This is a genomic window from Elizabethkingia occulta (genome assembly GCF_002023715.1).
Taxonomy (GTDB): domain Bacteria; phylum Bacteroidota; class Bacteroidia; order Flavobacteriales; family Weeksellaceae; genus Elizabethkingia; species Elizabethkingia occulta.
In genome coordinates this window covers 140,574-165,865 of record NZ_MAHX01000002.1, presented here as the reverse complement: position 1 = coordinate 165,865, position 25,292 = coordinate 140,574, and the positions used below count along the sequence as shown (strand labels likewise).

General features: G+C 36.3%; 20 protein-coding genes and 1 riboswitch. Of the genes, 8 read left to right on the top strand and 12 right to left on the bottom strand.

Annotated elements, in window-relative coordinates; translation table 11 throughout:
* Positions 1–9: 9 nt before the first annotated feature.
* Positions 10–1,227 (top strand): hypothetical protein, encoded by a 1,218-nt coding sequence (locus tag BAZ10_RS00785; RefSeq protein ID WP_078770406.1) that lies wholly within the window; start codon positions 10–12, stop codon positions 1,225–1,227.
* A gap of 114 nt (positions 1,228–1,341) precedes the next feature.
* Here BAZ10_RS00785 and BAZ10_RS00780 read toward each other — a convergent pair whose 3' ends face one another.
* The 4 genes from BAZ10_RS00780 to BAZ10_RS00765 form a co-directional block, all read right to left on the bottom strand.
* On the bottom strand, positions 1,342–1,629 hold the full coding sequence (locus BAZ10_RS00780; protein WP_034871055.1) for a barstar family protein: 288 nt from the start codon (positions 1,627–1,629) through the stop codon (positions 1,342–1,344).
* Positions 1,630–1,642: 13 nt separating this feature from the next.
* The gene (locus tag BAZ10_RS00775; RefSeq protein ID WP_078770405.1) at positions 1,643–2,134 is read right to left on the bottom strand and encodes a ribonuclease domain-containing protein; all 492 of its coding nucleotides are present in this window, start codon (positions 2,132–2,134) and stop codon (positions 1,643–1,645) included.
* A gap of 74 nt (positions 2,135–2,208) precedes the next feature.
* Positions 2,209–3,000 (bottom strand): NAD(+) synthase, encoded by a 792-nt coding sequence (gene nadE / locus BAZ10_RS00770; RefSeq protein WP_078770404.1) that lies wholly within the window; start codon positions 2,998–3,000, stop codon positions 2,209–2,211.
* A gap of 7 nt (positions 3,001–3,007) precedes the next feature.
* A complete protein-coding gene (locus tag BAZ10_RS00765) occupies positions 3,008–3,511 on the bottom strand; it encodes a GNAT family N-acetyltransferase (protein WP_078770403.1) in 504 nt (167 codons plus the stop codon).
* 206 nt (positions 3,512–3,717) lie between these two features.
* Between BAZ10_RS00765 and gldC the strand changes: the two genes are divergently transcribed.
* The 6 genes from gldC (at position 3,718) to BAZ10_RS00735 (ending at position 8,659) form a co-directional block, all read left to right on the top strand.
* Positions 3,718–4,044: a gliding motility protein GldC gene (gldC, locus tag BAZ10_RS00760; protein WP_078770535.1), complete on the top strand. Its 327-nt coding sequence runs from the start codon at positions 3,718–3,720 to the stop codon at positions 4,042–4,044.
* Between the two features lie 28 nt (positions 4,045–4,072).
* A complete protein-coding gene (locus tag BAZ10_RS00755) occupies positions 4,073–4,612 on the top strand; it encodes a hypothetical protein (RefSeq protein ID WP_078770534.1) in 540 nt (179 codons plus the stop codon).
* 13 nt (positions 4,613–4,625) lie between these two features.
* Positions 4,626–5,774 carry a cystathionine gamma-synthase gene (locus BAZ10_RS00750; RefSeq protein WP_078770402.1) on the top strand — a complete coding sequence of 383 codons (1,149 nt, stop codon included), beginning with the start codon at positions 4,626–4,628 and terminating at the stop codon, positions 5,772–5,774.
* Between the two features lie 71 nt (positions 5,775–5,845).
* A complete protein-coding gene (locus BAZ10_RS00745) occupies positions 5,846–6,394 on the top strand; it encodes an L-threonylcarbamoyladenylate synthase (protein WP_078770401.1) in 549 nt (182 codons plus the stop codon).
* 14 nt (positions 6,395–6,408) lie between these two features.
* Entirely contained in the window at positions 6,409–7,833 is a 1,425-nt protein-coding gene (locus BAZ10_RS00740; protein ID WP_078770400.1) for a CCA tRNA nucleotidyltransferase, read from the top strand.
* 100 nt (positions 7,834–7,933) lie between these two features.
* Positions 7,934–8,659: a YqjF family protein gene (locus tag BAZ10_RS00735; RefSeq protein ID WP_078770399.1), complete on the top strand. Its 726-nt coding sequence runs from the start codon at positions 7,934–7,936 to the stop codon at positions 8,657–8,659.
* Between the two features lie 51 nt (positions 8,660–8,710).
* Here BAZ10_RS00735 and BAZ10_RS00730 read toward each other — a convergent pair whose 3' ends face one another.
* The 6 genes from BAZ10_RS00730 to BAZ10_RS00705 all read right to left on the bottom strand — a co-directional run bounded on the left by BAZ10_RS00730 (position 8,711) and on the right by BAZ10_RS00705 (position 19,703).
* Positions 8,711–11,473 carry a TonB-dependent receptor plug domain-containing protein gene (locus BAZ10_RS00730; RefSeq protein ID WP_078770398.1) on the bottom strand — a complete coding sequence of 921 codons (2,763 nt, stop codon included), beginning with the start codon at positions 11,471–11,473 and terminating at the stop codon, positions 8,711–8,713.
* 64 nt (positions 11,474–11,537) lie between these two features.
* A riboswitch (SAM riboswitch) is annotated at positions 11,538–11,633 on the bottom strand.
* Between the two features lie 73 nt (positions 11,634–11,706).
* A complete protein-coding gene (locus BAZ10_RS00725) occupies positions 11,707–12,240 on the bottom strand; it encodes a thioredoxin family protein (protein ID WP_059322607.1) in 534 nt (177 codons plus the stop codon).
* A gap of 32 nt (positions 12,241–12,272) precedes the next feature.
* The gene (locus BAZ10_RS00720; RefSeq protein WP_078770397.1) at positions 12,273–13,787 is read right to left on the bottom strand and encodes a peptide MFS transporter; all 1,515 of its coding nucleotides are present in this window, start codon (positions 13,785–13,787) and stop codon (positions 12,273–12,275) included.
* A 121-nt stretch (positions 13,788–13,908) separates the two neighbouring features.
* Complete coding sequence (locus BAZ10_RS00715; RefSeq protein WP_078770396.1) at positions 13,909–15,585, bottom strand: peptide MFS transporter; 1,677 nt, start codon at positions 15,583–15,585, stop codon at positions 13,909–13,911.
* Positions 15,586–15,766: 181 nt separating this feature from the next.
* On the bottom strand, positions 15,767–17,431 hold the full coding sequence (locus BAZ10_RS00710) for a peptide MFS transporter (RefSeq protein ID WP_078770395.1): 1,665 nt from the start codon (positions 17,429–17,431) through the stop codon (positions 15,767–15,769).
* A 136-nt stretch (positions 17,432–17,567) separates the two neighbouring features.
* A complete protein-coding gene (locus BAZ10_RS00705) occupies positions 17,568–19,703 on the bottom strand; it encodes a S9 family peptidase (RefSeq protein WP_078770394.1) in 2,136 nt (711 codons plus the stop codon).
* Between the two features lie 171 nt (positions 19,704–19,874).
* Here BAZ10_RS00705 and BAZ10_RS00700 point away from each other — a divergent pair, with 171 nt between their 5' ends.
* Entirely contained in the window at positions 19,875–21,254 is a 1,380-nt protein-coding gene (locus BAZ10_RS00700) for an alpha-L-fucosidase (RefSeq protein WP_078770393.1), read from the top strand.
* A gap of 220 nt (positions 21,255–21,474) precedes the next feature.
* Here the strand turns inward: BAZ10_RS00700 and BAZ10_RS00695 are convergent, their stop codons facing one another.
* The gene (locus BAZ10_RS00695; RefSeq protein ID WP_059322613.1) at positions 21,475–22,383 is read right to left on the bottom strand and encodes an AEC family transporter; all 909 of its coding nucleotides are present in this window, start codon (positions 22,381–22,383) and stop codon (positions 21,475–21,477) included.
* Positions 22,384–22,731: 348 nt separating this feature from the next.
* Positions 22,732–25,218: a beta-mannosidase gene (locus BAZ10_RS00690; RefSeq protein WP_245803709.1), complete on the bottom strand. Its 2,487-nt coding sequence runs from the start codon at positions 25,216–25,218 to the stop codon at positions 22,732–22,734.
* Between the last annotated feature and the right edge of the window lie 74 nt (positions 25,219–25,292).

Below are 25,292 nucleotides of genomic sequence, written 5' to 3'. Positions count from 1 at the left end.
TCTATAAAAATGAAAAAAAACATTTTCACCTTACTTTCATTAATCACAATATTTTCTGTTACATCTTGTACTGTAGAAATACGTGAAGACAATGATGCTCCTGTTGTAGATGGAGGAACAGGTACCACAGGTACTGTTCTTGAAGGTTCAGGAACGCTTACTGGTACAATTACTAAAAACACTGTTGTAAAAAAAGGAAATTATAGTCTTAAAGGAATTGTAAAAGTTGTTTCTGGTGTAACACTAACAATAGAGCCTGGGGCAAACTTCACAGCATCTTCCAGCGAAGTATCAGGTCTGGTAATTCTTCAGGGAGGTTTAATTAAGGCTGAGGGAACCGCAGATCAACCAATCGTATTTACATCTGATAGAAAAACACCTGGTGACTGGAATGGTATTACATTATACGGAGACGCTCCTATTCTTGCATTAAACGGGGCCGACACAGCTATCTCTGAAGATGGAAATGCTATAAGATATGGTGGTAAGAACAGCAATTCAAACTCTGGAGTAATGAGGTATATAAGAGTTGAGTATGCAGGAAGGAAAATCGGTGATGGAAATAAAGAATCCAATACATTTACCTTTTACTCTGTTGGTGACGGAACGATTCTTGAAAATCTTGTTGCTTATAAAGGGACTGATGATGGTTTTGAATTCTTCGGAGGGACAGCAAGTGCTAAAAATCTTGTTTCTTATGGTAACTACGATGATTCCTTCGACTGGCAGGATGCATGGTCCGGACAAAGCAATTCCAACTGGTATGCTTTCCAAACTGGTATAGCAAACTTTGGTATGGAAATAGAATCGTCAGGTAATATCAACAACACTGCACCTGTAATTGATGGAATTACATTAATTAGAGACAAAAACGTACAAACAGAAGATCCTTCTGCTCCTGAAATCTCAGCAATACAATTTAAAAAACAAGGTTCAGGATTATTTAAAAATGTATATATAGAAGGTTATAAAGATGGATATAATACAAAGGCTTATTCAGTTCTTATTCAAGATGCAGCTACTGAGAAAGAGCAATTAGATAAAAATAAAATTAAGGTTACTCCGATAAATTACTTAAACTCCGATAATCCAGGTGTTTATGGTTATGCATTTGCTACAACCAAACCTGTATCATTTACAAACGGAGATGTTAAAAAATCTCAATTTGTATCAGGGGCATGGGCTACTGTAGATGGTGTAGACTTATTAGCACCTCTAAAAAAATAATCAATTTTTTATTCATAAGTTCAAATTCAAAAAATCCCGAAGTTATATGACTTCGGGATTTTATATTATTTAATTTGGAGATTTATTTTTTGAATCTCATAAAACTACAATAGTTTAATCTTCATCTTCGAATTGCTCCAGAAAATAAGAGAAAGTAAAACCTTCAACATTTTCTTCAGCATCTTCCATCGTCTCCAACAAATCTTCAAAAGTCTCCAGCTGGTCTACACTAAGATTAACGAACTCTATATGCAAAGGCATTTCCAGATCACCTGTTAATACATCGTACAGACCATCTAAATTATCTCCGAAATAATCAGGTAACGGAAGTTTTTCCTTTAGCTGTTCGTAAAATTCTTCATAGTCACCTATCTGACTAAAATCTATGAATACTTCTTTCATTTGTTTCTATTCGTTATTTCTGTTCAAAACTTTTATAATGATCTTTACTTATAAACACCAATCCGTCGTTACTAAATACCATACGTTCAGCATCTCTTCTTCCGCAATCGTAGTTTACATCGGCTTCAAAGTATTTTCTGCCATTTTCTTTGGGCAACTTTCCCTCTCTGTTCCCAAAATAATCTCCACCAATTGCCTTACCTGGTAAAGCATCGCAAAGATTTCCTTTGGATGGTTCCCAGCCTTTTTCTCTGGCTTCTTTTTTAGTGATATAATAATCAGGCAGTCTTTTATTTTTTTTCACATAATCTACTACAACTTTTTCATTTGTTAGCGTAGCTATATCTGTCTGCGTATTTTTGGAAGTTACAGGATCATAGTTTACTACCTCATCGGTAGTAGGCATTCTCTTCCCTGTATTTTTGTTGATCAGAGACATTACTCCTATTCCTGCTGTAAAAGCAACAACAAAAAGAAGCATAATCTTTAAAAACTTAGAGTTCATTCTTTTATAGTTTATAGTTGCAGGTTGCCAGAATCTGGTTTTTATTCTGAATCCTGAATCTCAATTTCTATTTATTACTTTAATAGAGTTTCCGGAATTTCACAGACTGGTATCGGATTTATCTTATGCAGCGTTGCTCTGTGTAATCTATCATAAATCTGAAAAACCTCTTTTTCTCTCCCCGAAAAATCATCAGCCTTATGAGTATTATAAACACTCATTGCCCATTCCAGCTCAGGATAAGAAGCTCCCATTTGTTGTTCATCAGTTCTTTCTTCATCCCATAATCCATCTGTAGGAATTGCTTTTTGGATACTTTCTACGATATCCAGATGTCTTGCAACTTCATATACCTGTGTTTTTACCAAATCTGCAATCGGACTGATATCTACCCCACCATCACCGTATTTAGTAAAAAAGCCTACACCAAAATCTTCAATTTTATTTCCGGTACCGGTAACTAAAAGATTATGAATCTGTCCGTAATAGTATAATGTAATCATGCGCAAACGGGATCTTGAATTAGCTAAAGCCAGCTGTTCATTTGGAAAATCTGTATCATTTACATCTACCTGGCTCTGAAAAGTATCGAATGTAGGAGTAAGATCTACTCTAAAACCATCTACATTAGGAAATTTATTTTTCAGAAAATCAATATGCTCCTGAGCACGGCTCACCTGATCTTCTTTCTGACGGATAGGCATTTCTAAAACCAAAGTTTTCATACCTGTCATTGCTGCTAATGTAGAAACTACTGCTGAATCAATTCCACCGGATACCCCTACTACAAAGCCTTTCATGCCCGCTTTTCCCGCATAGTTTTTCAGCCATGCTACAATATGTTCTATAACTTTTTCTGATTGCATATTTTATCTAGTTCTGTTTGTAATTTTCTTTCTTTAACCTATACCAGTAACACAAATCACCATCGTCTAAAAAAGTTCCAAGCTCCTCAAAACCTAACTTTTGTAAAACGCGATTGGATCCTGTATTTTCGGTGACAGCCATGGCGTATACCACGTCAGTCTTTATTTCATTAAAAGCATAATTCAGCGTTGCTCTTGCTGTCTCTGTAGCATAGCCCTTTCCCCAATACTCCGGTAAAAAACGATATCCGAGTTCATAAACATTCTTCATACCATTTATCTCACTCGTCAAATATTTTAGTCCGCTCCATCCGATCAGCTTATTAGTGCTTTTTTCGACTACAGCAAGTCTTCCAACACCATTTTCTTTATACTGTTTTTGTATAAATTCAATCATTTGCTGGCTCTGTTCAATTTTTGTCGAAACCACACCACCAACGTACTTCATTACTTCGGGGTTAGAGTCTAAAAGAAAGAGACTTTCTGCATCTGCCTCTTCAAATGGTCTCATTATTAATCGGTTGGTTTCTAACTGCACTTTGTCCTTAGAATTTATTATTTTTGCACATTAAAATATATTGTAAAAGTAAAGAAGTTTTTCGAAAACTTTTATATCTGTTTTTCCTTTTAGTAAGGTTTTATTTTCCCTATCGGTAACAGAAACAGATGACAAGTTCAATTTCGGAAATTAATCAGATTAAACAGACTGTAGAAATTATGAGACAAACACAGATATCTATCAATGTAGAACTAGACGAAAATCACGTACCGGAAAAACTGACATGGAATGCTCAGGACGGAGGTATAGACAATCAGGAAACTAAAGCAGCCATGATTTCTGTATGGGATGAAAAGAAGCATGAAGCACTACGTATAGATCTATGGACTAAAGAAATGCCTGTTGATCAGATGAAGATGTTCTTTCATCAGATTCTTGTTTCATTAGGGCATACTTATCAAAGAGCGACCGGAGAAGAAGATGTTGCTGAAAAGGTAATAGAATTTGCTGAGGAATTTGCTGCTCTTGCAAAAATTAAAGGATAAAAAATACAAACCAACACCAAATATTAATATGAAAAAAACATTTTTAGTACTAAGCATACTCTCTTTATTTGCCTGTAAGAAAAAGACAGAAGCTAAAGAAATAAACGTTAAAGATAGTATCACTATAAAAAAAGATACTGTAAAGACAGATAAAGTAACTGAAGTTTCAGCCGCACACTTAAACATAGTGGACTTTAAACCAGATGAGATTCCTGCTGAAATGCTAAAAGGCAGTACACATCCATATGATATGGAAGGAGAATCTATAATGGAGTTGGTACCAAGTATGAAAGATTTTATCAAAGGGACTCCTTTAAATGTTGTTTATATTGACCTGTCTCTGAAAAAAGCTTTTATAAAAGCAGATGGTAAGATTGTTGCTCTTAAAGAAACAGGAGAAGATCAGTATTCTAATAACGAGTATAAACTGTCTTTTACTTCTAAGACTCCTGAAAAACTACCTCAGGAAATAGATGTTGTGACGTATGCTTACGAGGGAAAAATAACAATTATCAGAAATTCTGACCAAAGTACAGTAGTAAGAGACTATTTTGCCGCAGGTCTGTAAATACAAATAAAAAATGAAATTCAATACTAAAGTCATTCATGGAAACCAACATGCAGAGCCCCATACAGGTTCGGTAAATGTACCGGTATTCCTTACTTCAACTTTTGCACAAAAAAGCCCTGGACAATTACGTGCAGGATACGAATATTCCCGTGGCGCAAACCCAACACGTCAGGCATTGGAAGATGCTTTGGCAAGCATAGAAAACGGAGCCAGAGGTTTAGCTTTCGGTTCAGGCCTTGCAGCCATCGACTGTGTACTTAAGTTATTAAATCCGGGTGATGAAGTAATTGCTGTTGACGATCTTTATGGTGGTACTTACAGAATGTTTACCCGTCTTTTCGAAAAATATCAGTTAAAGTTTACTTTCGTTAACTTCGATGACGTTTCAAAAATAGCTGAACTTATTAATGATAAAACAAAGCTAATCTGGTTAGAAACGCCTACCAACCCGTTGATGAAGTTGGTAGATATTAAGGCTGTTGCAGACCTTATCCAGGGGAAAGATATTCTTTTAGCGGTGGATAATACTTTTGCATCACCATACCTTCAGCAGCCATTGGATTTAGGTGCAGATATCATTATGCATTCTGCTACTAAATATCTTGGAGGACACTCCGATGTTGTTGCCGGAGCATTAGTTGCCAAAACTGAAGAGCTTGGAGAAAAGTTGCACTTTATCCAATTTGCATCCGGAGGTATTTTAGGGCCACACGATTCTTACTTAGTACTAAGAGGTATCAAAACACTAGCTCTAAGAATGCAGAGACATTCTGAAAACGGAATCAGAGTAGCACAATTCCTTGAGAAGCATCCGGCTATTGAGCAGGTATTCTATCCGGGATTAGAAAGTCATCCACAACATGATTTAGCGAAAAAGCAAATGAAAGATTTTGGTGGAATGGTTTCTTTCACTTTCAAATCTGGTAAAAAAGAAGATTCTGTGAAATTTTTGGAAAGCCTTCGTGTTTTCACATTAGCGGAATCTCTTGGAGGTGTAGAGTCTTTAGCAAATCACCCTGCTATGATGACACATGCTTCTATCCCTGCTGAAAAACGCGCAGAACTAGGTATTACTGACGATCTTGTACGTCTGAGCGCTGGTATTGAAGATATCGAAGATCTTTTACAAGACTTGGAGCAGGCTTTGAATACTCTATAAGCCCATTGGCAAAAAATTATAATTAAATATCATTAGAGGCGGACTAAACTCCGTCTCTGCTATAAAAATAAATGGAACAGATAATCGACATACTGAAATCCGGAGGCACTATTGTGTACCCAACCGATACGATTTGGGGAATTGGCTGTGATGCTACGAATACCGAAGCTATAAAAAAGATCTACGATATAAAGCACCGCGACGCTAATAAATCTATGATCATCCTTGTAGAAAACGAACGCCGCCTTCAGGAACTGGTAGAGGTACCTGAACTGGCATGGGAAATGATGGATCTTAGCGAAAAGCCTATTACCTTTATCTATGATAATCCTAAAGGGTTACCAAAAGAGCTTTTGGCAGAGGATGGCAGTATAGGGATTCGTCTGGTAAAAAATGATTTTTGTAAGAAACTTATCTCCAAACTCAACAAACCACTGGTATCAACTTCTGCTAACCTTAGTGGTAGCAAAAGTCCGCTAAAATTTGCAGATATAGATTCTGAGATCCTGAAAAAGGTTGACTATGTTGTAGAAGAATTTCATGATGTTGTTTCTGAGTATTCCGGGTCATCTGTGATTAAAATAGATCAGGATGGTAAAATAAAAATCATTAGAGAATAACGAAAAGATATATTTTGAAGATCAATCTTAACCAAAATAAACACTTAAAAATATTCAAACTGGTCTCTGAGGCTGCAGAAAAAAATGCGCAATCCGCTTATATTGTAGGGGGATACGTTCGTGATTTGCTTATGCAACGCAAGGAACCAACAGATATTGACTTTGTAACGGAAAGCAGCGGAATTAAACTTGCAGAAACCGTAGCAGAAAATATCAATCCCAAACCTAAGGTTTCCATATTCAAAACCTATGGTACAGCTATGATCAAGCATCAGAATCTCGATCTGGAATTTGTTGGGGCACGTAAAGAAAGTTATACTGAAAACAGCCGTAATCCGGAAGTAGAAATCGGGACTTTAGAAGATGACCAGAAACGTCGGGACTTTACCATTAATGCAATGGCAATATCTCTGGGAAAGGAAAATTTCGGAGAGCTGATTGATCCTTTCAACGGAATGCAGGACATAAGCGATAAAATTCTGCGTACTCCTTTGGAGCCTGTACAAACTTATTCCGATGATCCTTTGCGTATGATGCGTGCTGTAAGATTTGCATCTACACTTAATTTCAAGATCGAAGAAAAGTCATTAAAAGCTATTAAGCAGGAGGCTAAGCGTATAGAAATTGTATCTATGGAACGCATTATGACGGAGTTCAATAAAATAATGTTATCTGAAAAGCCATCTACTGGGCTAAGTATTCTGGAAAAAACAGGGCTTTTTGATATTATTCTTCCTGAAATTACGGCTCTTAAAGGAATTGAAGAAAAAGAAGGTCAAACCCATAAAGACAATTTCTACCATACATTAGAAGTTGTAGACAATATTTCTGTAAATACAGACAATCTATGGCTGCGTTGGGCTGCTTTACTTCACGATGTAGGGAAAGCACCTACCAAGAAATTTACGCCTGAACAGGGATGGTCTTTCCATGGTCATGAGTTTTTAGGTTCTAAAATGGTAAAAACACTATTCCAGAGACTGAAACTTCCGTTAGGTCCTGAAATGAAATATGTGCAGAAAATGGTAAAATTATCCTCCCGCCCTATTGCCCTTATTACAGATGATACATCGGATAGTGCATTAAGAAGGCTTCTCTTTGATGCAGGAAAAGATCTTGAAGATCTTTTCACCTTATGTAAAGCTGATATTACGACTAAAAATTCGAGCAAACAGAAACGTTTCAAGAAAAATTTTGAGTATGTAGAACAAAAAATAAAGGAAGTTGAGGAGAAAGATCATGTACGTAATTTTCAGCCTCCTATCTCCGGAGAAGAAATTATGGAAATGTTTTCTTTAAAACCCGGTAAGGAAATTGGTATTCTGAAAGAAAAAGTAAAAGAAGCTATTCTGGAGGGTGAAATTCCGAACGAAAAAGAAGCTGCCAGAAATTTTGTTATAGAGCAAGCCTCACTGATAGGTGTTGAAATAAAAAAGTAAACAGATAAAGCGTTTCAGAAATTTGAAACGCTTTATTTTGTTGATATTTTAGGAAAACTAATTATCATACATAGATTATCCTAATTAAAAGATACTCTCAATGAATCATATTCAAAACTTAATAGCAGATACACATCACAGACCCTGGAAACTGCCAATGGGAAAATGGCAATATTATCAGGAGTGGAATGATGCTTTATTCTTACATTTTGAAGTGGACTTCAATATACTTAGGAAACTTGTTCCTGAAAATTTAAATATTGACAGTTTCGAAGGCAAATATTATATCTCAGTTGTGGCTTTTAAGATGGAAAAAATACGTCCAAGAAATCTTCCTTCAGTGGGTTTTATTTCAGATTTCTATGAAATAAATGTCCGGACTTATATCAACAATAATGATAAGCAGGGTGTATATTTCCTTAATATTGAAGCAGAAAAACAAATTTCCGCCTTTGTCGCAAAAACATTATCAGGATTACCCTATGAAAAATCCGAGATCAAACGCAGTACTATAAGTTATAGCAATATAAATACAAAAAAGAAATTCGCTCTCGTAGCAAACTTTGAGCCTCGTGAAAAAATAGAGAACAAAACAGCTTTCGATTTATGGTTAACTGAGAGATATTGTTTATATCTTATCAAAGATCAGAAAACCTTAAGGTACGAGATACATCATGCAGAATGGCCATTGCATTATGTTAATTATTCAGATTTATCTTTAAATTATGGTTTTGAGGCAATTAATTTAAATGCCGAAAATGTTACAGCCTGCCATTACTCACCCGGAGTAAGAGTACTTTCCTGGAAAGCAGAAATCCTGGATTAGATTTAAAATAAAACCCGCATCAGCATCTGATGCAGGTTTTTAATGTATCAATTAGAAATTAAAATTAAGTCTTGTAAACACATAGCGTCCGTTCATTCCGAACTGCGATGTGGATCTGGTATATACAAACTGATCGTTGTTAGATGATACCGGAAGGTTTCTGGAAGGATAAACATCAAATACATTGTTAGCTCCCAATGTCAAACTAATATTTTTACTAAATCCATAAGCTACTGACAGATCTGTAATTACTCTATCAGACATAATCTGGTGAGTATTTGGTTGTACAATTACATCTGCTCCTGTAACCTTACCATAATAAGTATTTCTTACATACACATCTAGCTTACCAAATTGTAAAGTATGTGCAAGACTAGCTTTTACTCTTGGCACCGCTTCTTCCAGATAAATTCTGGAGTTTTCAGAAAAATACACATTATCTAATCCTGCATTATGCAATAAATCTGATGAATGAATATCTCCGACTCTTTTTGTTTTATTAAGATTTATAGCAAAATCATTTTTCAAAGAGAAACCTGCTGTTTTATAGTTATGACTGATTACAACATCTACCCCACGGGTTTCTGTATCAATAGCATTAGCAAAGAACTGTGCTGCATTTACACCTGCAGCATCAAAAGCTTGTTGTAATTCAATCTGGGCAGGAGTGGATGGGTTAGCAGGCCTAGTGAATTGTCCTGTTAATACAATTCTGTTCTTTACTTTAATCCAGTAACCATCAGCTGTAATATTCAGGTTTAAGGCCGGAATTTTATAAGTAAATCCTGCGCTTACTGACTGTGATGTTTCCTGCTTTAACTTTGGAATACCTACAAGTCCTGCAACTTTTGAATCATTGCTAAATGTTCCTACCTCCAATAATTGTCCATTAGTATATAAGGTAGATGTTGTATTATAGTAGATCTGGTGAATAGATGGTGCACGGAATCCTGTAGATCCTGCAAATCTGAAATTAAGATCCTTTGTTAATTTTATACGGGAAGCTAATTTGAAATTAACTGTATTCCCAAAATCTGAATAATTTTCATAACGTACAGCTCCGTCCACCAACAACCAATTGGTAAAGTTAACTTCCGCATCTGCATAAGCCGCATAAGAATTTCGACTCTTTTTTACAGCATTCACATCCCTGAATCCTGCAAATACCTGTGACCCTCCAGGCAATGCATTTCCAAAGAAATCTGTTGGTCTTACCTGATTTGCAAAATCAGTAACCGGATTTCCATTAACATCATAAGTTAGATAAGAAGTAGGATCTCCCGGAGTAATCTGGAAGTTTTCATGTCTCTGCTCACCTCCAAAAGCAAAGTTTAATCCGTCAAAAACATCAAACTTTTTACTAAAGTCCAGATTAATTGTATTCTGCAAAAATCTAAGGCCTCCGGCATTAAAAGTACTTGGGGAATTAAATCTTAAACTGGTATTACCCGTATTATTAATGGTATAATTGAAAGCATTTTGCCCGAATGTATTACTAAAATCTACATTCCAACCATCCCATGTTCCCTTTACACCTGCAGAAAGTGATACATCATGAATATCTGTATTAATCTTAGGCAGATAACCATCTAAATAAAGTCCTGTGAATGTTCTGGACTGATTAGGCCTTCTGTAAAAACCACCAGAGGTTCCATATCTGTAACCGTAACCGCCAAATGTATATACTTTCCAGGTATCATTTAACGGGATTTCAGCATTCACAAAAATCTGATTATTATTCAGTTTGGACTGACCTACCCACATATTAAAATCACGTCTATCCTGCCCTCTGTATGCTAATTCCTGATCGGTGTAATTACCTCCCAATAAACCTTGAAGTGCAGTAATAGTATTAGCGTTTTGAATTTGCTGTTGATAGGCATTATCAAAATAACCTACCTTTTGTGCATATTGGTGAACTAGTCCTACAAACTGTTGTTCATTCGGTGTACCTTTAATCTGGTTGATATTGGAAAAATATGAAGAGAGATTGACACCACCTTCAGCAGCTCTCTTTTCAATAGCATTATAAGCATTGTAGATATTCCCGCTTTCAACTCCTGCTCTGAAGGTTGGGTTACGGTATTGGGAAGAAAAAGTAACATTAACAAATCCTCCTTTTTTACCTACTTTAGCACCATAGTTTAAATCTACCTGGATCTGGTCTCCGTCCCAGTTACCTGTATGATTCTTTGCTGCATCTGTTAGATATCCACCATAGCTAACCTGGCCTGTAAGTTTCCCTGTATCTCTTTTTAACTGTAAGTTCATAACCCCTGCGATAGCATCGGATCCATATTGTGCAGAAGCACCATCACGCAATACCTCGATTCTGCTTAAAGCAAAAGACGGAATAGCATTAAGGTCAGTACCTACAGTACCTCTTCCGGGAGAACCATTTACGTTGATTAAGGCTGAAGTATGTCTTCTCTTACCATTTACCAGTACTAAAACCTGATCTGGCCCTAAGCCTCTTAACTGTGCAGGATCCAAATGATCTGTACCGTCCGCATTGGTTTGTACTGTAGATGTAAAAGATGGCGCTACAGCATTAAGAATCTGGTTAATATTGGTTTGTGGTAGTACTAAAGATGTTTCTTTAAGATTGAAAACATCCACCGGAACCGGGCTATCTGCCTTAGAGCGCCCTCCGGAACGTGAACCTACAATAACAACCTCGTCAATATTTTTATCTTTAAGGCTGTCTTTTTTTGTTTCCTGTCCATATACTTGTCCAAAACCGGCAAAAAACAGAACAGAAGCTGTAAGTACAACTCTGGATTTTTTTTCAATCAAAATGTTTTTCTTTATCATATTCTAATATTTTTGGATTAAAAAACCTCATTAGTAAAGCTAATGAGGCATTGCATTATATCTTTACTTATTTTCCCTTTCGGCTGAATGTAACACCTTACCTTTCAGCAGGTTGTTAAGACTTCATCGGTTCAGTTCCCTCTGTCTTTCTTAATAAGCTATTAATTCTGTGAAATAATTTCGGTACAAAGATATAAAAAATCTAAAATACTACAAATCTGATAGGAGTTATTTTATTCTTTTATTTTTGATTTAAACTTTGACTGAAATTTATCCCATTCATCTCTCGTCTTTATCGTTTTATAAGCTTCTGTAGAAATAAGGCTCAGATATGGTTCCATTTCTTTCGGAGTAAAGAACCCCATAAGATTTGTAATCTGCATATAATCTTCGTCCATAAAAACTGTAGATGGGTAAGAGTATATATTCATGAATCTTGCAAACTCATGTTGCACTCCTCTACCCGGCGTTTTTTTAAAGTTAGGATTGTCAAAATCTCTACCATTAAAAAACAGTTTCTCCTTTCCCTCTGCATTGAATTTTACCGGATAAAAGTTATCGTTGATAAATTTAGAAATAATCGGATTTGTATAAGTCTGATTGTCCATCATTTTACAAGGCCCGCACCAGTCAGCATAAAAGTCAATCAAAATCTTCTTAGGCTTTTTCTTCATAGCATCCATAGCATCTGTCATAGTCATCCATTTAACCTGACTATATCCAAAGCTTATAAAAAGTACACTGAAAAATAAAATTATTCTCTTCATCTTATTCAAATTTAGGCATTGTTATGAATATATTAACGCACTTCCTGCATTAATTTTTTCACCACAGGCGATATCAAAATCAATACCACTCCGGCTATTAATGCATAGATCCCCAACATTTTATAACCTTCTGTATAAGTCAACATTGATTCAGCCGGTGCTGCATTCTCTTTAGCCTGCGCCAATCCTGCACCAATAAGTCCAGCTACATACTGTCCATAGGCAGAGGCCAAAAACCACATTCCCATCATAATCCCCTGTAGTCTTGCCGGAGACAATTTCGTCATAATAGACAGTCCAATCGGTGACAAACAAAGCTCTCCGAAGGTAATAACCAGCATTGCCAAAGTAAAAATATTAAGTGACGAAATACCATTTACAGAAAAGAATCTTGTCGCAAATAATACGTAGTATCCTAATCCTAAAAATATAAAACCTAAACCAAATTTAATAATTGTATTAGGTTCAAATTTCTTTTTCCCTAACCATAGCCATAATAATCCGAACAAAGGTGCTAACAGAATAATAAAGAAAGCTCCCCCCGAATTATTTACCCCATTAGGGTCAACAGTAACACCTAATAACGAATCGTTCAGATTCTTCGCTGCAAAAATACTTAGTGAACCTCCACTCTGCTCATAGATACCCCAGAATATAATAGAGAACAGAATAAATACTAAAGCTGCGATTAGTTTCATTCTTTCTTTAGCAGTTACTTTTGTCATTTCATAGAAAAGATAAAGTAATGTCAATGGTCCGATTGTATACATAAAATAATCAGTATACTCAGTTTTGGAAACCATGATCTGAATCAAAGGAATAAACAATAATGTACCAGCGTACACAGCGTATTCAGACCACTTAGGTAATGGTTTTGATTTTACTATTGCGTCAGGGTGTCCCGGTTGTAATCCAATGGGACCTAAACGGCGTTTTGTAAAATTAAAGTTAATAAGACTGACCAACATTCCTACTGCTGCCAGTCCGAAGGCTACATTCCAACGGTGTGGTTCTTCGATTACGGAGGATAGCATATAGCCTTTTCCAATAGCTACACATATATAGCCTCCAAGAAAAGCACCAAGATTAATTCCTGCATAAAACAAAGAGAAACCGGCGTCAGTACGATGGTCTCCCTCTTTATAAAGTTCTCCTACCATTGTGGAGATATTCGGTTTGAAAAATCCTGTACCAATAATAATAAAGGCCAGACCGAAAAAGAAAAATTTGTGAGGATCTATTGCCAGAAGGACGCTTCCTACAATCATTAAAGAACCTCCCCAGAATAAAGATTTGCGGAAACCTAATATTTTATCCGCAAAAAGTCCGCCTACAAATGTAAACGCATATACAAAAGCCTGTGTAGCTCCATATTGAAGGTTAGCCTGCACCTCTGCAAAATTTAACTGGTGAATCATAAAAAACACCAACATTCCCCTCATTCCGTAGAAACAAAAACGTTCCCACATTTCAGAAAAGAAAAGACTCCAGATCTGTCTTGGATATTTGCCTTTAAAATCCTGAATTTGCTCTAATGTTAAACTCATTAATCATTACATATTTAATTAATCTCCGTGAAATTGTTTTTTTGAGAAAAAACAATCTGACTAAATTACGAAAAAACCTCTGACATAGCAGAGGTTTTATTATTGTATTTTTTTATTTTAACTAGTTGATTCCGTGCATCATTTTCTTCAGCTTTGGAGAAATAAGTGCTAAAAGAATACCTGCGATACCACATAATACAACGAATACCATAAAGAATTCGTAAAGATTATGGATCTCAAATCCTGCAAAAACATGATTTGCCAAAGGAATTTGATTTTTAGTCAACAGCTCTGCTTGTTGTGTTGTAAGAGTTACTTTTTTATCCAGAACATCCTGAAGATTAATTCCTAATTCTTGTGCTTTTTTAAATTTATCTCCTGTTGCTGGCATAATAGAACCTAGTGTTCCTGCTAATGCATAACCTGCAGCATTGGAAATGAAGAATACACCATATAGTAATGAAGAAAATCTCTTAGGTGCCAATTTTCCTACCAAAGAAAGACCAATTGGTGACAAACAAAGCTCCCCACAAGTCTGTAAGAAATATAATAAAATAAGCCACTTAATTGCTAAAAGACCGCTATTACCAAGATCTTTAACATTATGAGCGATAATAAAATAACTTAATGCAATAACAACTAATCCTATCGCCTGCTTAAATGGAGAAACAGGTTCTTTACCAGCACCTCTTAATTTATCCCATAACAAACTGAAAGGAACTGCTAATACCACTATAAATAGACCATTAAAGATTTGTACCATAGATGGTGGCATATTCCAGCCAAAGAAGTTACGATCAGTCTGGTTATCTGCAATAAAGGTCAATGAAGATCCAGCTTGCTCAAACGCAGCCCAGAAAAATATAATAAAGAAAGAAACTACGTAAATTACAAGTATACGGTCTCTTTCAATCTTTGTAATTGAAGTATCAGAAATAATAAGTCCCGCCAAAGTAAGACCCGCTGCATAAACCAATGAATATACTGCATTTTGTCCTGCTAAGAAATGGAATACTAATCCTAATGCTATAAATGCTATAACAGCACCTACAATAGCTTTAGAAGAAAATTTAGCTGATTGAGCCTCTCCTTCTTCAAAATCTTCTGCAGTATTATTTTTAGGTAATCCTCCGATAGCTCTTCCTTCAGGTGTTACAACATATTTATTTTTAAGAAAGAAAAACAATACTGTTCCTAACATCATAGCAACCGACGCAGCTAAAAAGCCCCATTTGAAAGCATGAATATCTCTTACTCCGTCTACACTTTTAACATCACCTAATAATGGACAGATTAACTGACCAAGGAAAGCTCCTAAGTTGATCCCCATATAGAAAATAGTAAAGGCTGAATCTAATTTACTTTTCTCCTGTTTTGGATAAAGACTTCCTACCATTGAAGAAATATTCGGTTTAAAGAAACCATTTCCAAATATGATAATTCCTAAAGCTACCCAAAGTAAAGCTTTAGCGGTTTCAAGGCTACTTCCAAATAATGATGCACTGCTAAACAATACAAATTGACCAATAGCCATTAAAGATCCTCCAAGAATAATACAGTTTCGGTTTCCAAGATATCTGTCTGCAATAAAACCTCCCAACATCGGAGTTAAGTAGCATAATGCCAAGAAACCACCATAGATAATAGAAGTATCAGATTCGATAATTCCAAGTGAATTGATCATAAAAAGCGTTAGTAACGCACGCATTCCGTAGAAGTTAAAACGTTCCCACATTTCTGTGCCGAACAATACCCACAACCCTTTAGGATGCTTCGACTGAGATTGAACTGTCTCCATATTTTATTTAATGTTAACTTTTGTTAAGATGAGCAAATATAGTTTTTTTTAGTATGTAAGCCGGAATAATATTCAATATTACACCTTGTTGTAACATATTTTCAGTTAATTATATTCCGAAAAAAACTATAAAAAAAGAAAAACCATCCTATGTATCGGATGGTTTTTATCCGGACAACTTTTAGTTTAGTCCTTTCTCTTTCATTACTTTATTTAAGAATTTCAGCATTAATAAGCCTATGAAGAAGGCAAAAATTAACAATCCGAAATTCACTAAGAAATAGTATTCTTTATTCTCGTAGTTGTACCATGTACTTGCCAGGATACCGGAAAGCTTGTTTCCTACAGAGTTAGCCAGGAAGAAACCTCCCATCATTAATGCTGTAATCCTTGGCGGAGAGAGCTTTGATACTACTGAAAGTCCCATTGGCGAAAGGCACAACTCTCCTACTGTTACTACTCCGTAACTGGCAACCAGCCATAATGCGGAAACTTTCACAGCGCCATTACTTCCTACATAAGCAGCTCCTACCATTACAAAACATGATAATGCCGTAATGAATAGTCCCAGTACAATTTTAGTTGGCGTTGATGGCTCTTTCCCCTTTCGGCGTAATAATGTCCAGAAACCAACTACAACAGGCGTCAGTACAATAACCCAAAATGGATTAATCGACTGGAACAATTCTGTATTATAGAGGAAAACATTCTGTTTATCCGCAGGTGCAGCTTCAAGTTCAGCCCGCGCTTCAGAGGAAATATTTTTAAAGTAAACATCTTTCCCTTGCTCTTTTACAGTCTTTCCATCTGCATCTTTCTTTGCCCGAAACTGATCATCGTATGCTGTAACTTCTTTGGTTTCATAGCTTTTAGTTTCAACCAAATAAATATTTTCTAATGGTTTTTCAGCAGCAGCAGGAACTGTTCTGTCGGTATAGTAATTAGCCCAACGGGTAAGTGCTGTACCATTCTGTTTGAAGATTGCCCAGAAGAACATTGAAACCATAAAGATTAACAACAATGCTCCTATAGGTCTTTTTTCATCTGGCTTCGCTTTGAAGTACAATGAAATATAAAAATAGATTACAGGTAAACATGCAAAAATAAATGCATCTGTATTGTCACTTCCAAAGATATTTCCAGGAATAACCCAGCCTATAACACCAGCAATAATTGCAGGCACAAAAACTTTAATCAGCACGTCGGATATTTTGGTATCTCCTTTTTCTGCAGGCTTCATTTGAACAGCGTGACGAATATGCTTTCTTCCTAAACTGAAAATTACCAAACCGAGTAACATCCCTACACCTGCAGTAATGAAAGCCTCTCCCCATCCGAATTTGTTTCGCATAAAGGCAGCAATAATATTACAGATAAATGCTCCGATATTAATCCCCATATAGAAGATATTATAACCCGAATCTTTATTTGCTTTGTAAGGTTCTTCGCTATAAAGGTTCCCTAATACAGTAGAAATTGTTGGCTTAAAGAAACCATTTCCTACAATAATTAATGCCAGAGAGGTGTAAAATAATCCTGGTTCTTTAAAGAGTCCCAGTCCTATATATCCTGCAGCCATTAAAATTCCGCCCAGATAGATAGATTTTATATATCCTAAAACACGGTCAGCCAGAAAACCTCCCAGAAACGGCGTAAGATATGTTAGTGCAATATAAGTCCCGAAAATATCGTCGGCCATTTTATCAGGAAAACCTAGTCCTCCTTTTGCCCCTTCCGGGTCAATCATGTATAGTACGAAAATTCCAAGGATCAGGTAATAACCGAAACGTTCCCACATTTCGGTAAAAAATAAGTAGGGTAAGCCTTTAGGATGCTTGCTCTTCATTCTTTTAATTTTTAGTTTACAGTAAATAGTTTACATTGGACAATATGCAGCCAACAATGTATTGTTTCCAAATCAGAACATACGATAAGAAATATAGAATATACTCTATATGCTACCGCACGTTTATTTTGTACTTTTAAAGATTTTCCAGAATATAGTTGGTCATCTTTTCATACAATTGCGGACGTGTATTACCTCCGTAAATGCCATGGTTCTTATCTGGATAAGCCATGAAGTCGAATTGCTTCTTATTCTGAATCAATGCCTCGGAGAATTCCATAGAATTCTGGAAATGTACATTATCATCAGCTGTACCATGAATTAATAAGAACTTACCTTTTAATAGTTTTGCATATGTTGTAGGAGAATTCAGGTCGTAACCATCTTTGTTCTCTTGTGGTGTCTGTAAGAATCTCTCGGTATACACACTATCATAGAATCTCCAGTTGGTTACTGGTGCTACTGCGATTCCCATTTTGAAGACATCTGCACCTTTCGTCATTGCCAAAGAAGCCATATAGCCACCAAAGCTCCATCCAAAGATACCGATTCTGGATTTGTCTACATAAGACTGATTACCTAACCATTTTGCAGCGGTAATCTGATCTTCTATTTCGTATTTACCAAGATTTTTATAAGTAACTTTTTTGTATTTCGTTCCACGGAAACCTGTTCCACGTCCGTCTACACAGACTACAATATAGCCTTTTTGTGCCAGCATATCGAACCAGATACCATTACCTCCATCCCAGCTGTTGGATACCTGCTGAGAGCCTGGCCCTGAATATTGGAACATAAATACAGGATATTTTTTAGCAGGATTGAAATCTTTAGGCTTAATAACCCATGCATTCATCTGGTCTCCCGCAGTATTTGGTATTGAGATAAATTCCTTGTTCAGGAAATTATCTGCTTTTAACTTACCCAGTAAGTCGTTATTGTTTTGTAATTCTTTTATGTCTTTTCCGTTAGCATCCTTTAGTACATAACTGGTAGGAACTTTTGCTGTAGAAGATGTATTGATAAAGTAATCAAATGTTTTGCTGAAAGCAGCACTGTTATTTCCTTCCGCATTGGAAAGTAATTGTGTTTTTCCAGTATTAATATTTAGTTTGGAAACTACTTTGTTTGTGCTTCCCTTTTCAGTTGTCTGAATGTAAGCTTCTTTTGTTTTAGGATTGTAACCATAGTAATTGATGATCTCCCAATCTCCTTTAGATACTTGTTTTTTTAATTTTCCGTTAGCATCATACAAGTAAAGGTGTCTGTGTCCGTCTCTTTCAGAAGCCCAAAGGAAAGAATTATCATCCAGAAACTCCATTGTTAGATTATCCGTTTCTATCCAGGCAGCATCGGTTTCAGTAAACAACTTATTTACAGAAGCTGTTTTTGTATTTACTTTCAGAAGATCTACTTTATTCTGATGTCTGTTGGATGTTGCTACAACGATTTCATCACCAGCATTTGTCTGGAATATTTGCGGAATATAATAGTTCTCGAAGCTGCCTAAGTTCAGCTGAGAAGTTTTTCCTGCAGCCAACTGATATAAATGAGCCGTTACCGCTGAGTTTTCCTCCCCTGCTTTCGGATATTTATAAGTCATCATCTTTGGATAAAGATTCTGGTAATAGATAGGTATATTAATTTCGGGAACCTTACGCTCATCGAATCTTACAAATACGATAGCATCTCCTGCTTTATTCCACTGGTAGTAATCCGGATGTCCGAATTCCTCTTCATATACCCAATCTCCAAGACCATTAATGATTTCATTTTTCTTACCATCGTTGGTAATCTGAGTGATCTTTCCACTATTCAGATCCTGATAGTAAAGGTTGTTTTCAGCAATAAAAGCTACTTTGCTTCCATCCGGAGAAAACTTCGGTTCCTGAATCCACTTACCATCATTTAGGCTTATCACCTTATCTGATTTCAGATCTTTAACATCAAATTTCCCAAGGAAAGAATGTCTGTAGATGGGTTCACTGCTTTTTTGCAATAATATTTTAGATTCATCACTAGAGAAAGTATAACCCTCAAACTTGCCATCTACAATATTCTTCTCCTTCTGAGAGGTTTTATAAGAATATTTGGCAATTCCTGCAGGTTCAATTGTTGCATAGTTTTCTCCGTCATTTAGTGATGCTATTCCTGTAATACCTTTTGCACGGTAATATCCGGAATAGATTTTGTCCAGAGTAATTTCCTGCGCCGACACCCCATGAAAGGCAACAACCGCAATACTTAGCAAACCAAAAATCTTCTTCTTCATATTATTTATTGATTTTTTTAACTAAAAGTTCGTAAATATAAGCTTTTTAGTAAATATGCTAAAACACTGAATAAAGCTCTTTTAAACATTCATATAATCACAAAATATGACAAGAATAATTGCTTTGTTTTTAACAAAAAAATATATTTGTAGATAAAGACTTTACTAACCATGAAAAAAATTATTCTATCACTCTTACTATGCTCTTCTCTGGGAGCAGCCGCTCAGGACTATATTCCGCCTAAAGAGCAGGAAGTACAGCAGAAGCTAAAACAATGGCAGGACAAAAAATTTGGTATTATAATTCATTGGGGACTTTACAGTATTCCCGGAATTGTAGAATCTTGGAATCTTAGTTCTGAGGAAGAAGACTGGATTCCCCGACCAAAAGACACCAACTACGACGATTATAAGAAATGGTATTGGGGGCTCAGCAAGCAATTCAATCCGGTAAAATTCAATCCGGAAGCCTGGGCAAAAATGGCTAAAGATGCGGGTATGCAATATGTGGTATTTTCCACCAAGCATCATGATGGCTTCAATATGTTTGACACCAAACAAACTGACTTTAAAATAACCAATCCCGAGGTTCCATTTTCTAAAAATCCTAAAAGCAATATTGCTAAAGAGGTATTCAATGCTTTCAGAAAAGAAGGTTTATGGGTTGGTGCTTATTTCTCTAAGCCCGACTGGCATTCGGAAAACTATTGGTGGCCATATTATGCTACATCCAACAGAAATAACAATTACAGTATAGACAAAAACCCTGAACGTTGGAATGCCTTTAAACAATACACCTATAATCAGTTGGAAGAACTTGCTTCTCAGTATGGCAAACTCGACTTGTTCTGGCTGGATGGTGGCTGGGTAAGACCTTCTAACCCGGAAAAATATAAAGGAGACAAAAGCTATAAAGGAAGTCAGGATATTGACATGGATAAGATAGCAGGTATGCTGCGTGGCCACCAAAAGGATCTTATTATTGTAGACCGTTCGGTACATGGCATCTATGAAAACTATACGACTCCCGAAAGAGAAATTCCGGAAAAACCATTAAACTATCCGTGGGAAGCTTGCGATCCTCTTGGAGATAACTGGGGATACGTTCCCAATGATCCTATGAAGTCGACGAATAAGGTTATTCATACATTAGCTGAGATTATTTCTAAAGGTGGGAATTATCTTTTGGGAATTGGACCGGATGGAAATGGTGAATTTGATCCAAGAGTAACCAAGACATTAAAGGAAATAGGCAGCTGGATGAAAACAAATGGTGAGGCTGTCTACGGAACAAAACCAGTTGCGCCTTATGCCGATGGCAATTTCCGATTTACTCAAAAAGGAAATGCTGTTTATGCTTTTTATCTTGTTCCGGAAAATAATCTTCAACTACCACAAAATTTACAATTCTCTTTCCCAAAGAAGTTTAAGAAGATTTCTGTTTTAGGAAGTAACAAAGCTGTAAAATTTGAACAAAAGGGTAATGATATCAGTATCCAAACTTCCGATATCAAGCAACAAGCACACGCTGTAGTTTTCAAAATGGAATAAATTAAAAGCCCTGTCAAGGTTTAAAACCTTGACAGGGCTATTTAAAAAAAAATTCTTTATTTATACAAACCTCATAGGTTTTCGAAACCTATGAGGTTTATTCTAATAACATTCGACTACGTTCAGATTTACAGCAAGTGATAAACTCCCTAGATTTTTATTATTTTTTTACTTATCCGGTAGTATTTACACCTCGCACTTCTAACTTCTAACTTCTAACTTAGAAAAGGTATTCTACAACCCCAAACCACAAGAGTATTGAGAAGAAACCTACTACAATACTAATCCCGATAATCAGATTGGTAAGTTTTGTATTGAGCTTGAATTGTTCAGCAATAATACTGGAAGAGATTAATGTCGGCATAGCAGATTCCAGAATACTAACTTTCGCTACATTCCCTTTTATTCCGAAAAGTAATGCCAGCCCTAATACAACAGCTGGCGCCAGTAAAAGTTTGTAAAACATAGAAGTGGAAATCTGCGGAATAAGTTTTTTCCATCCATTAAATTTTAATTGCAGACCTACTGAAAATAAAGCCAATGGACCTACAGTAGCTGCCAGTTTATCAAAGAAAGGCTCTACCGGCTCCAGATTCACAACCTGTGAAAGAATAAGAGCACTAATACAACCTAAAAATGGAGGAAAAGTAAATAAACGTTTGAGTATAAATTTGGCACTTATAGTCCCGGATGAGCTTCCGCCTCTTAAAGCTGCTATAATCCCTAGAGTAGAAAGCGCCAGAAACATAGTCTGATCACAGATAATGGCAATACTAAGCAATCCTTCCCCATATAATGCACTAATAAGAGGAAAACCTATAAAGGACGTATTACTATAGCCACTTGCCAATTCCAGAGTACTTCTGGATCTTGCTGAGTAACCTTTTTTCTTACTGTACAACAGCATAAAAAACCAACTGCCTATAGCGATAAGAAAAGTAGAAACTATAGGAAATAGCATTTCCTGTGACCACTGAACTTTTGGAAGGTATTTAAAAGAAACTGCCGGAAGGGCAATATAAAGAATCCAGGTATTGATTCCTTTGTGCGCATCAGGATGAATGGACTTGGTAGCTTTAAAAATCATCCCCGCTACAATACAAACCACAATCAGCACAAAATTAATCATCACGTATTTTTAAAGTACAAAGGTACTTCAGACATTTAAATAATTCCCAGAAACAGTATCGATATTTTATAAAAAACACATTACCTATTTCAATCATTTTCCTGCCTGATTTTATATTTTAATGTTCGTCACAAACGGGTTTAATATTAACCCACTGAAACATAATACTTCATGAATATCGACTGTGCTTTTTTGAAAAAATCAACCGTATAAAATCCAGAAGCCAATATTGGGTTTATTTATCAGTGTACATTAGTACTACAATTTTTAAAGAAAATGCCTCACCAATCTACAGATCAGTGAGGCATTATTTCTTGTGTTTTTTTTATTTTAAGCTTTTACGGCAATTTACTTTTTAGTATCCCAAAGGCTCATTATTTCTATTTTTTCTAAAGGCTTACTTAGTGTAATTCTCTTCTTTGTATTTGGCATCAGGTCAAAGAAATTATCACTAAACTGAGTATCACCCATCAGGTAAATGTCTTTCGCCAGGACATCTGTTGAAACCTCAATTTCGGTAGCCGAAATCTTTTTAACAAGCAAATTAGGTTTTGAAAGTTTCAGATCTTTAGGATATACAAAATAGAAATTATTCTCTGCCAGTATACTACCATTCTCATCTTTCAGCGTGTAATGTAACACTACCTGATCCTGAAGATCTTTAGCAACTATATCAGTAGCTTTTAAAGGATGGTATTCAATGATTGAATTGGCACCCAATTTCTGATCTGTCTCATCAAACTGCTCTACAACCTCACCATTTAACTTCTGAACAGAAACACTTAATCTTACATATTTAAAGTCTTTCAACCCGTCATTAATCACCCGTGTTTTTAATACACCATCTTTGTTTTCTATGGCAATCAGGTATTGCTCAAAGCTTCTTTTGGCCTGGTAATGGGCTGCTTTCCAATTTCCAAGATAATCTATTGACGACCACGATACCACTGGCCAACAATCATTAATCTGCCAGTATAACGATCCCATATTATAAGGCATTGCACGGCGGTGTGCTTCTATAGCAACTTGCATTGCACGTGCCTGTAATAGCTGAGAAAGATAGTTGTATTTTACAAGATCAGTTTGTGGAGTATAATATCTTGCCATATAACCATCAATAATCTGCCAGCCTCTTGCATGCTTTTCATGTGCTTTAATTACCGGATTCTGCAAACTCAAATCCGCTTTACCTGAGAACATCGATTTTACAGCTTCCATGCTTGGCATTCCCTGTACTCCGTATTCTGAGGCAAAACGTGGAACTTTTTCTTCATACATTTCGAAAGGCTGTTCTCCCCACCATACACCCCAGTAATGGGAATCTCCTTCGGTAAGGCTTTCTTTATGCCCCCAACCTATTGATGGAGAGCTTGGCCAATAGATATTATTTCCCGGAGCCAATGTTTCGTTTAATGTCTGTGGAATAACTTCATGAAAAACTTTGCGGTAATCTTTCCACACTTGCAAAGAATCTTCTTTGGTATATTTAAACTGCTTCTGGTAACCCCAGTTTACAATAGCCTCATCTACTTCGTTATTTCCGCACCACAAAGCAATAGATGGGTGATTTTGCAAACGTCTTACCTGGTATTTCACCTCTTCTTTTACATTTTCTGTAAAGGCATCATCCGAAGGATAAAAACTTCCGGCAAACATAAAGTCCTGCCATACCAATATTCCGTTTTCATCACAAGCCTTATAAAACGCTTCATCTTCATAAACTCCACCACCCCAGATACGAATCATATTCATATTAGCATCTTTGGCATCCTTTATCAGTTTATAATATTTCTCTTTAGTTATTCTTGGCAAAAAGCTATCTGCCGGGATCCAATTGGTTCCTTTTGCATAAAGCGGTTTTCCGTTTACAAGGAAATAGAATGATTTTCCTTTAGCATCTTTTTCCTGAACCAGTTTTACCGTACGGAAACCATGCCTTAAGCTTTCTTCATCCAGTTTTTTCCCCTTCTCTGTCAATATAACTTTAAAGTCGTATAACTCAGCTTTCCCCCATCCACTAGGTTGCCATAATTTTGGATTCTTAACTTCATATGGTACAGAAACCTTGTTCAACCCTTTCTGTAATGTAAACGCTTTTGGATTAAGACCATTTATAGCCAACTGATAACCTCCTGGTTTATCTGCAAAAACTTCTATATTAAACGATAATTGCCCTTTAGCGGTAGTCAGAGACTTTTGTTCCAGCTGGATATTCTGAATTTTAGCATTGTTCCAGAAGTTAAGTTTTACATCCTTCCATATCCCTGCTGTTACCAGGCGTGGGCCCCAGTCCCATCCAAATTGATACTGAGCCTTACGAACCATACTTCTTGGGCTTTCCGGCAATTTAAATGCTACTTTCTTAGCCAGTTCGTTTCCAACATTCACGCTGGATTTAAATTTTATTTGTAAAACATTATCTCCCTTTACCAGAATACTTTTTACAGGGACAATCCATTGACGGAACATATTATCCGTCTTCTGAATCTGCTTCCCGTTCAGAAAAACCTCAGCATAAGTATCCAGACCATCGAAGATAAGCTCTGCCTGCTCATTTTTAAGTTCAGCATCGGAAACCTTGAAAGTTGTCTGATAGTCCCAATTTTCTGTTTCTATCCACTGTACTTCCTTCTCATTTTCATCCAGATACGGATCCGGAATTTTGTTATTTGACATAAGATCGGTGTGCACAGTTCCGGGCACCGAGGCAGTAAGCCAGTTCACTTCCTTTGCATTTTTGAACTTCCAGCTCTCCCCGGAAAGACTTCTTGTTGTCTCTTGTCCAAATCCCTTTGACATCAATCCCAATGTCATTAACAAGTAAATACGCTTCATAATTGATGGATGAAGCACGAAAATAAGGAGTTTTACTGTAAAATAAAAGGACTACAACAGAATGAAGGATAATT

What these genes read in the sequence shown, in the direction of transcription:
- BAZ10_RS00700 (WP_078770393.1), top strand. Translation starts at nt 19,875, where the DNA reads ATGAAAAAAATTATTCTATCACTCTTACTATGCTCTTCTCTGGGAGCA.
- BAZ10_RS00720 (WP_078770397.1), bottom strand. Translation starts at nt 13,787, where the DNA reads ATGAGTTTAACATTAGAGCAAATTCAGGATTTTAAAGGCAAATATCCA.
- BAZ10_RS00725 (WP_059322607.1), bottom strand. Translation starts at nt 12,240, where the DNA reads ATGAAGAGAATAATTTTATTTTTCAGTGTACTTTTTATAAGCTTTGGA.
- BAZ10_RS00735 (WP_078770399.1), top strand. Translation starts at nt 7,934, where the DNA reads ATGAATCATATTCAAAACTTAATAGCAGATACACATCACAGACCCTGG.
- BAZ10_RS00785 (WP_078770406.1), top strand. Translation starts at nt 10, where the DNA reads ATGAAAAAAAACATTTTCACCTTACTTTCATTAATCACAATATTTTCT.
- BAZ10_RS00765 (WP_078770403.1), bottom strand. Translation starts at nt 3,511, where the DNA reads ATGAGACCATTTGAAGAGGCAGATGCAGAAAGTCTCTTTCTTTTAGAC.
- BAZ10_RS00690 (WP_245803709.1), bottom strand. Translation starts at nt 25,218, where the DNA reads ATGAAGCGTATTTACTTGTTAATGACATTGGGATTGATGTCAAAGGGA.
- BAZ10_RS00745 (WP_078770401.1), top strand. Translation starts at nt 5,846, where the DNA reads ATGGAACAGATAATCGACATACTGAAATCCGGAGGCACTATTGTGTAC.
- BAZ10_RS00750 (WP_078770402.1), top strand. Translation starts at nt 4,626, where the DNA reads ATGAAATTCAATACTAAAGTCATTCATGGAAACCAACATGCAGAGCCC.
- gldC (WP_078770535.1), top strand. Translation starts at nt 3,718, where the DNA reads ATGAGACAAACACAGATATCTATCAATGTAGAACTAGACGAAAATCAC.
- BAZ10_RS00730 (WP_078770398.1), bottom strand. Translation starts at nt 11,473, where the DNA reads ATGATAAAGAAAAACATTTTGATTGAAAAAAAATCCAGAGTTGTACTT.
- BAZ10_RS00715 (WP_078770396.1), bottom strand. Translation starts at nt 15,585, where the DNA reads ATGGAGACAGTTCAATCTCAGTCGAAGCATCCTAAAGGGTTGTGGGTA.
- nadE (WP_078770404.1), bottom strand. Translation starts at nt 3,000, where the DNA reads ATGCAATCAGAAAAAGTTATAGAACATATTGTAGCATGGCTGAAAAAC.
- BAZ10_RS00710 (WP_078770395.1), bottom strand. Translation starts at nt 17,431, where the DNA reads ATGAAGAGCAAGCATCCTAAAGGCTTACCCTACTTATTTTTTACCGAA.
- BAZ10_RS00705 (WP_078770394.1), bottom strand. Translation starts at nt 19,703, where the DNA reads ATGAAGAAGAAGATTTTTGGTTTGCTAAGTATTGCGGTTGTTGCCTTT.
- BAZ10_RS00780 (WP_034871055.1), bottom strand. Translation starts at nt 1,629, where the DNA reads ATGAAAGAAGTATTCATAGATTTTAGTCAGATAGGTGACTATGAAGAA.
- BAZ10_RS00755 (WP_078770534.1), top strand. Translation starts at nt 4,073, where the DNA reads ATGAAAAAAACATTTTTAGTACTAAGCATACTCTCTTTATTTGCCTGT.
- BAZ10_RS00695 (WP_059322613.1), bottom strand. Translation starts at nt 22,383, where the DNA reads ATGATTAATTTTGTGCTGATTGTGGTTTGTATTGTAGCGGGGATGATT.
- BAZ10_RS00775 (WP_078770405.1), bottom strand. Translation starts at nt 2,134, where the DNA reads ATGAACTCTAAGTTTTTAAAGATTATGCTTCTTTTTGTTGTTGCTTTT.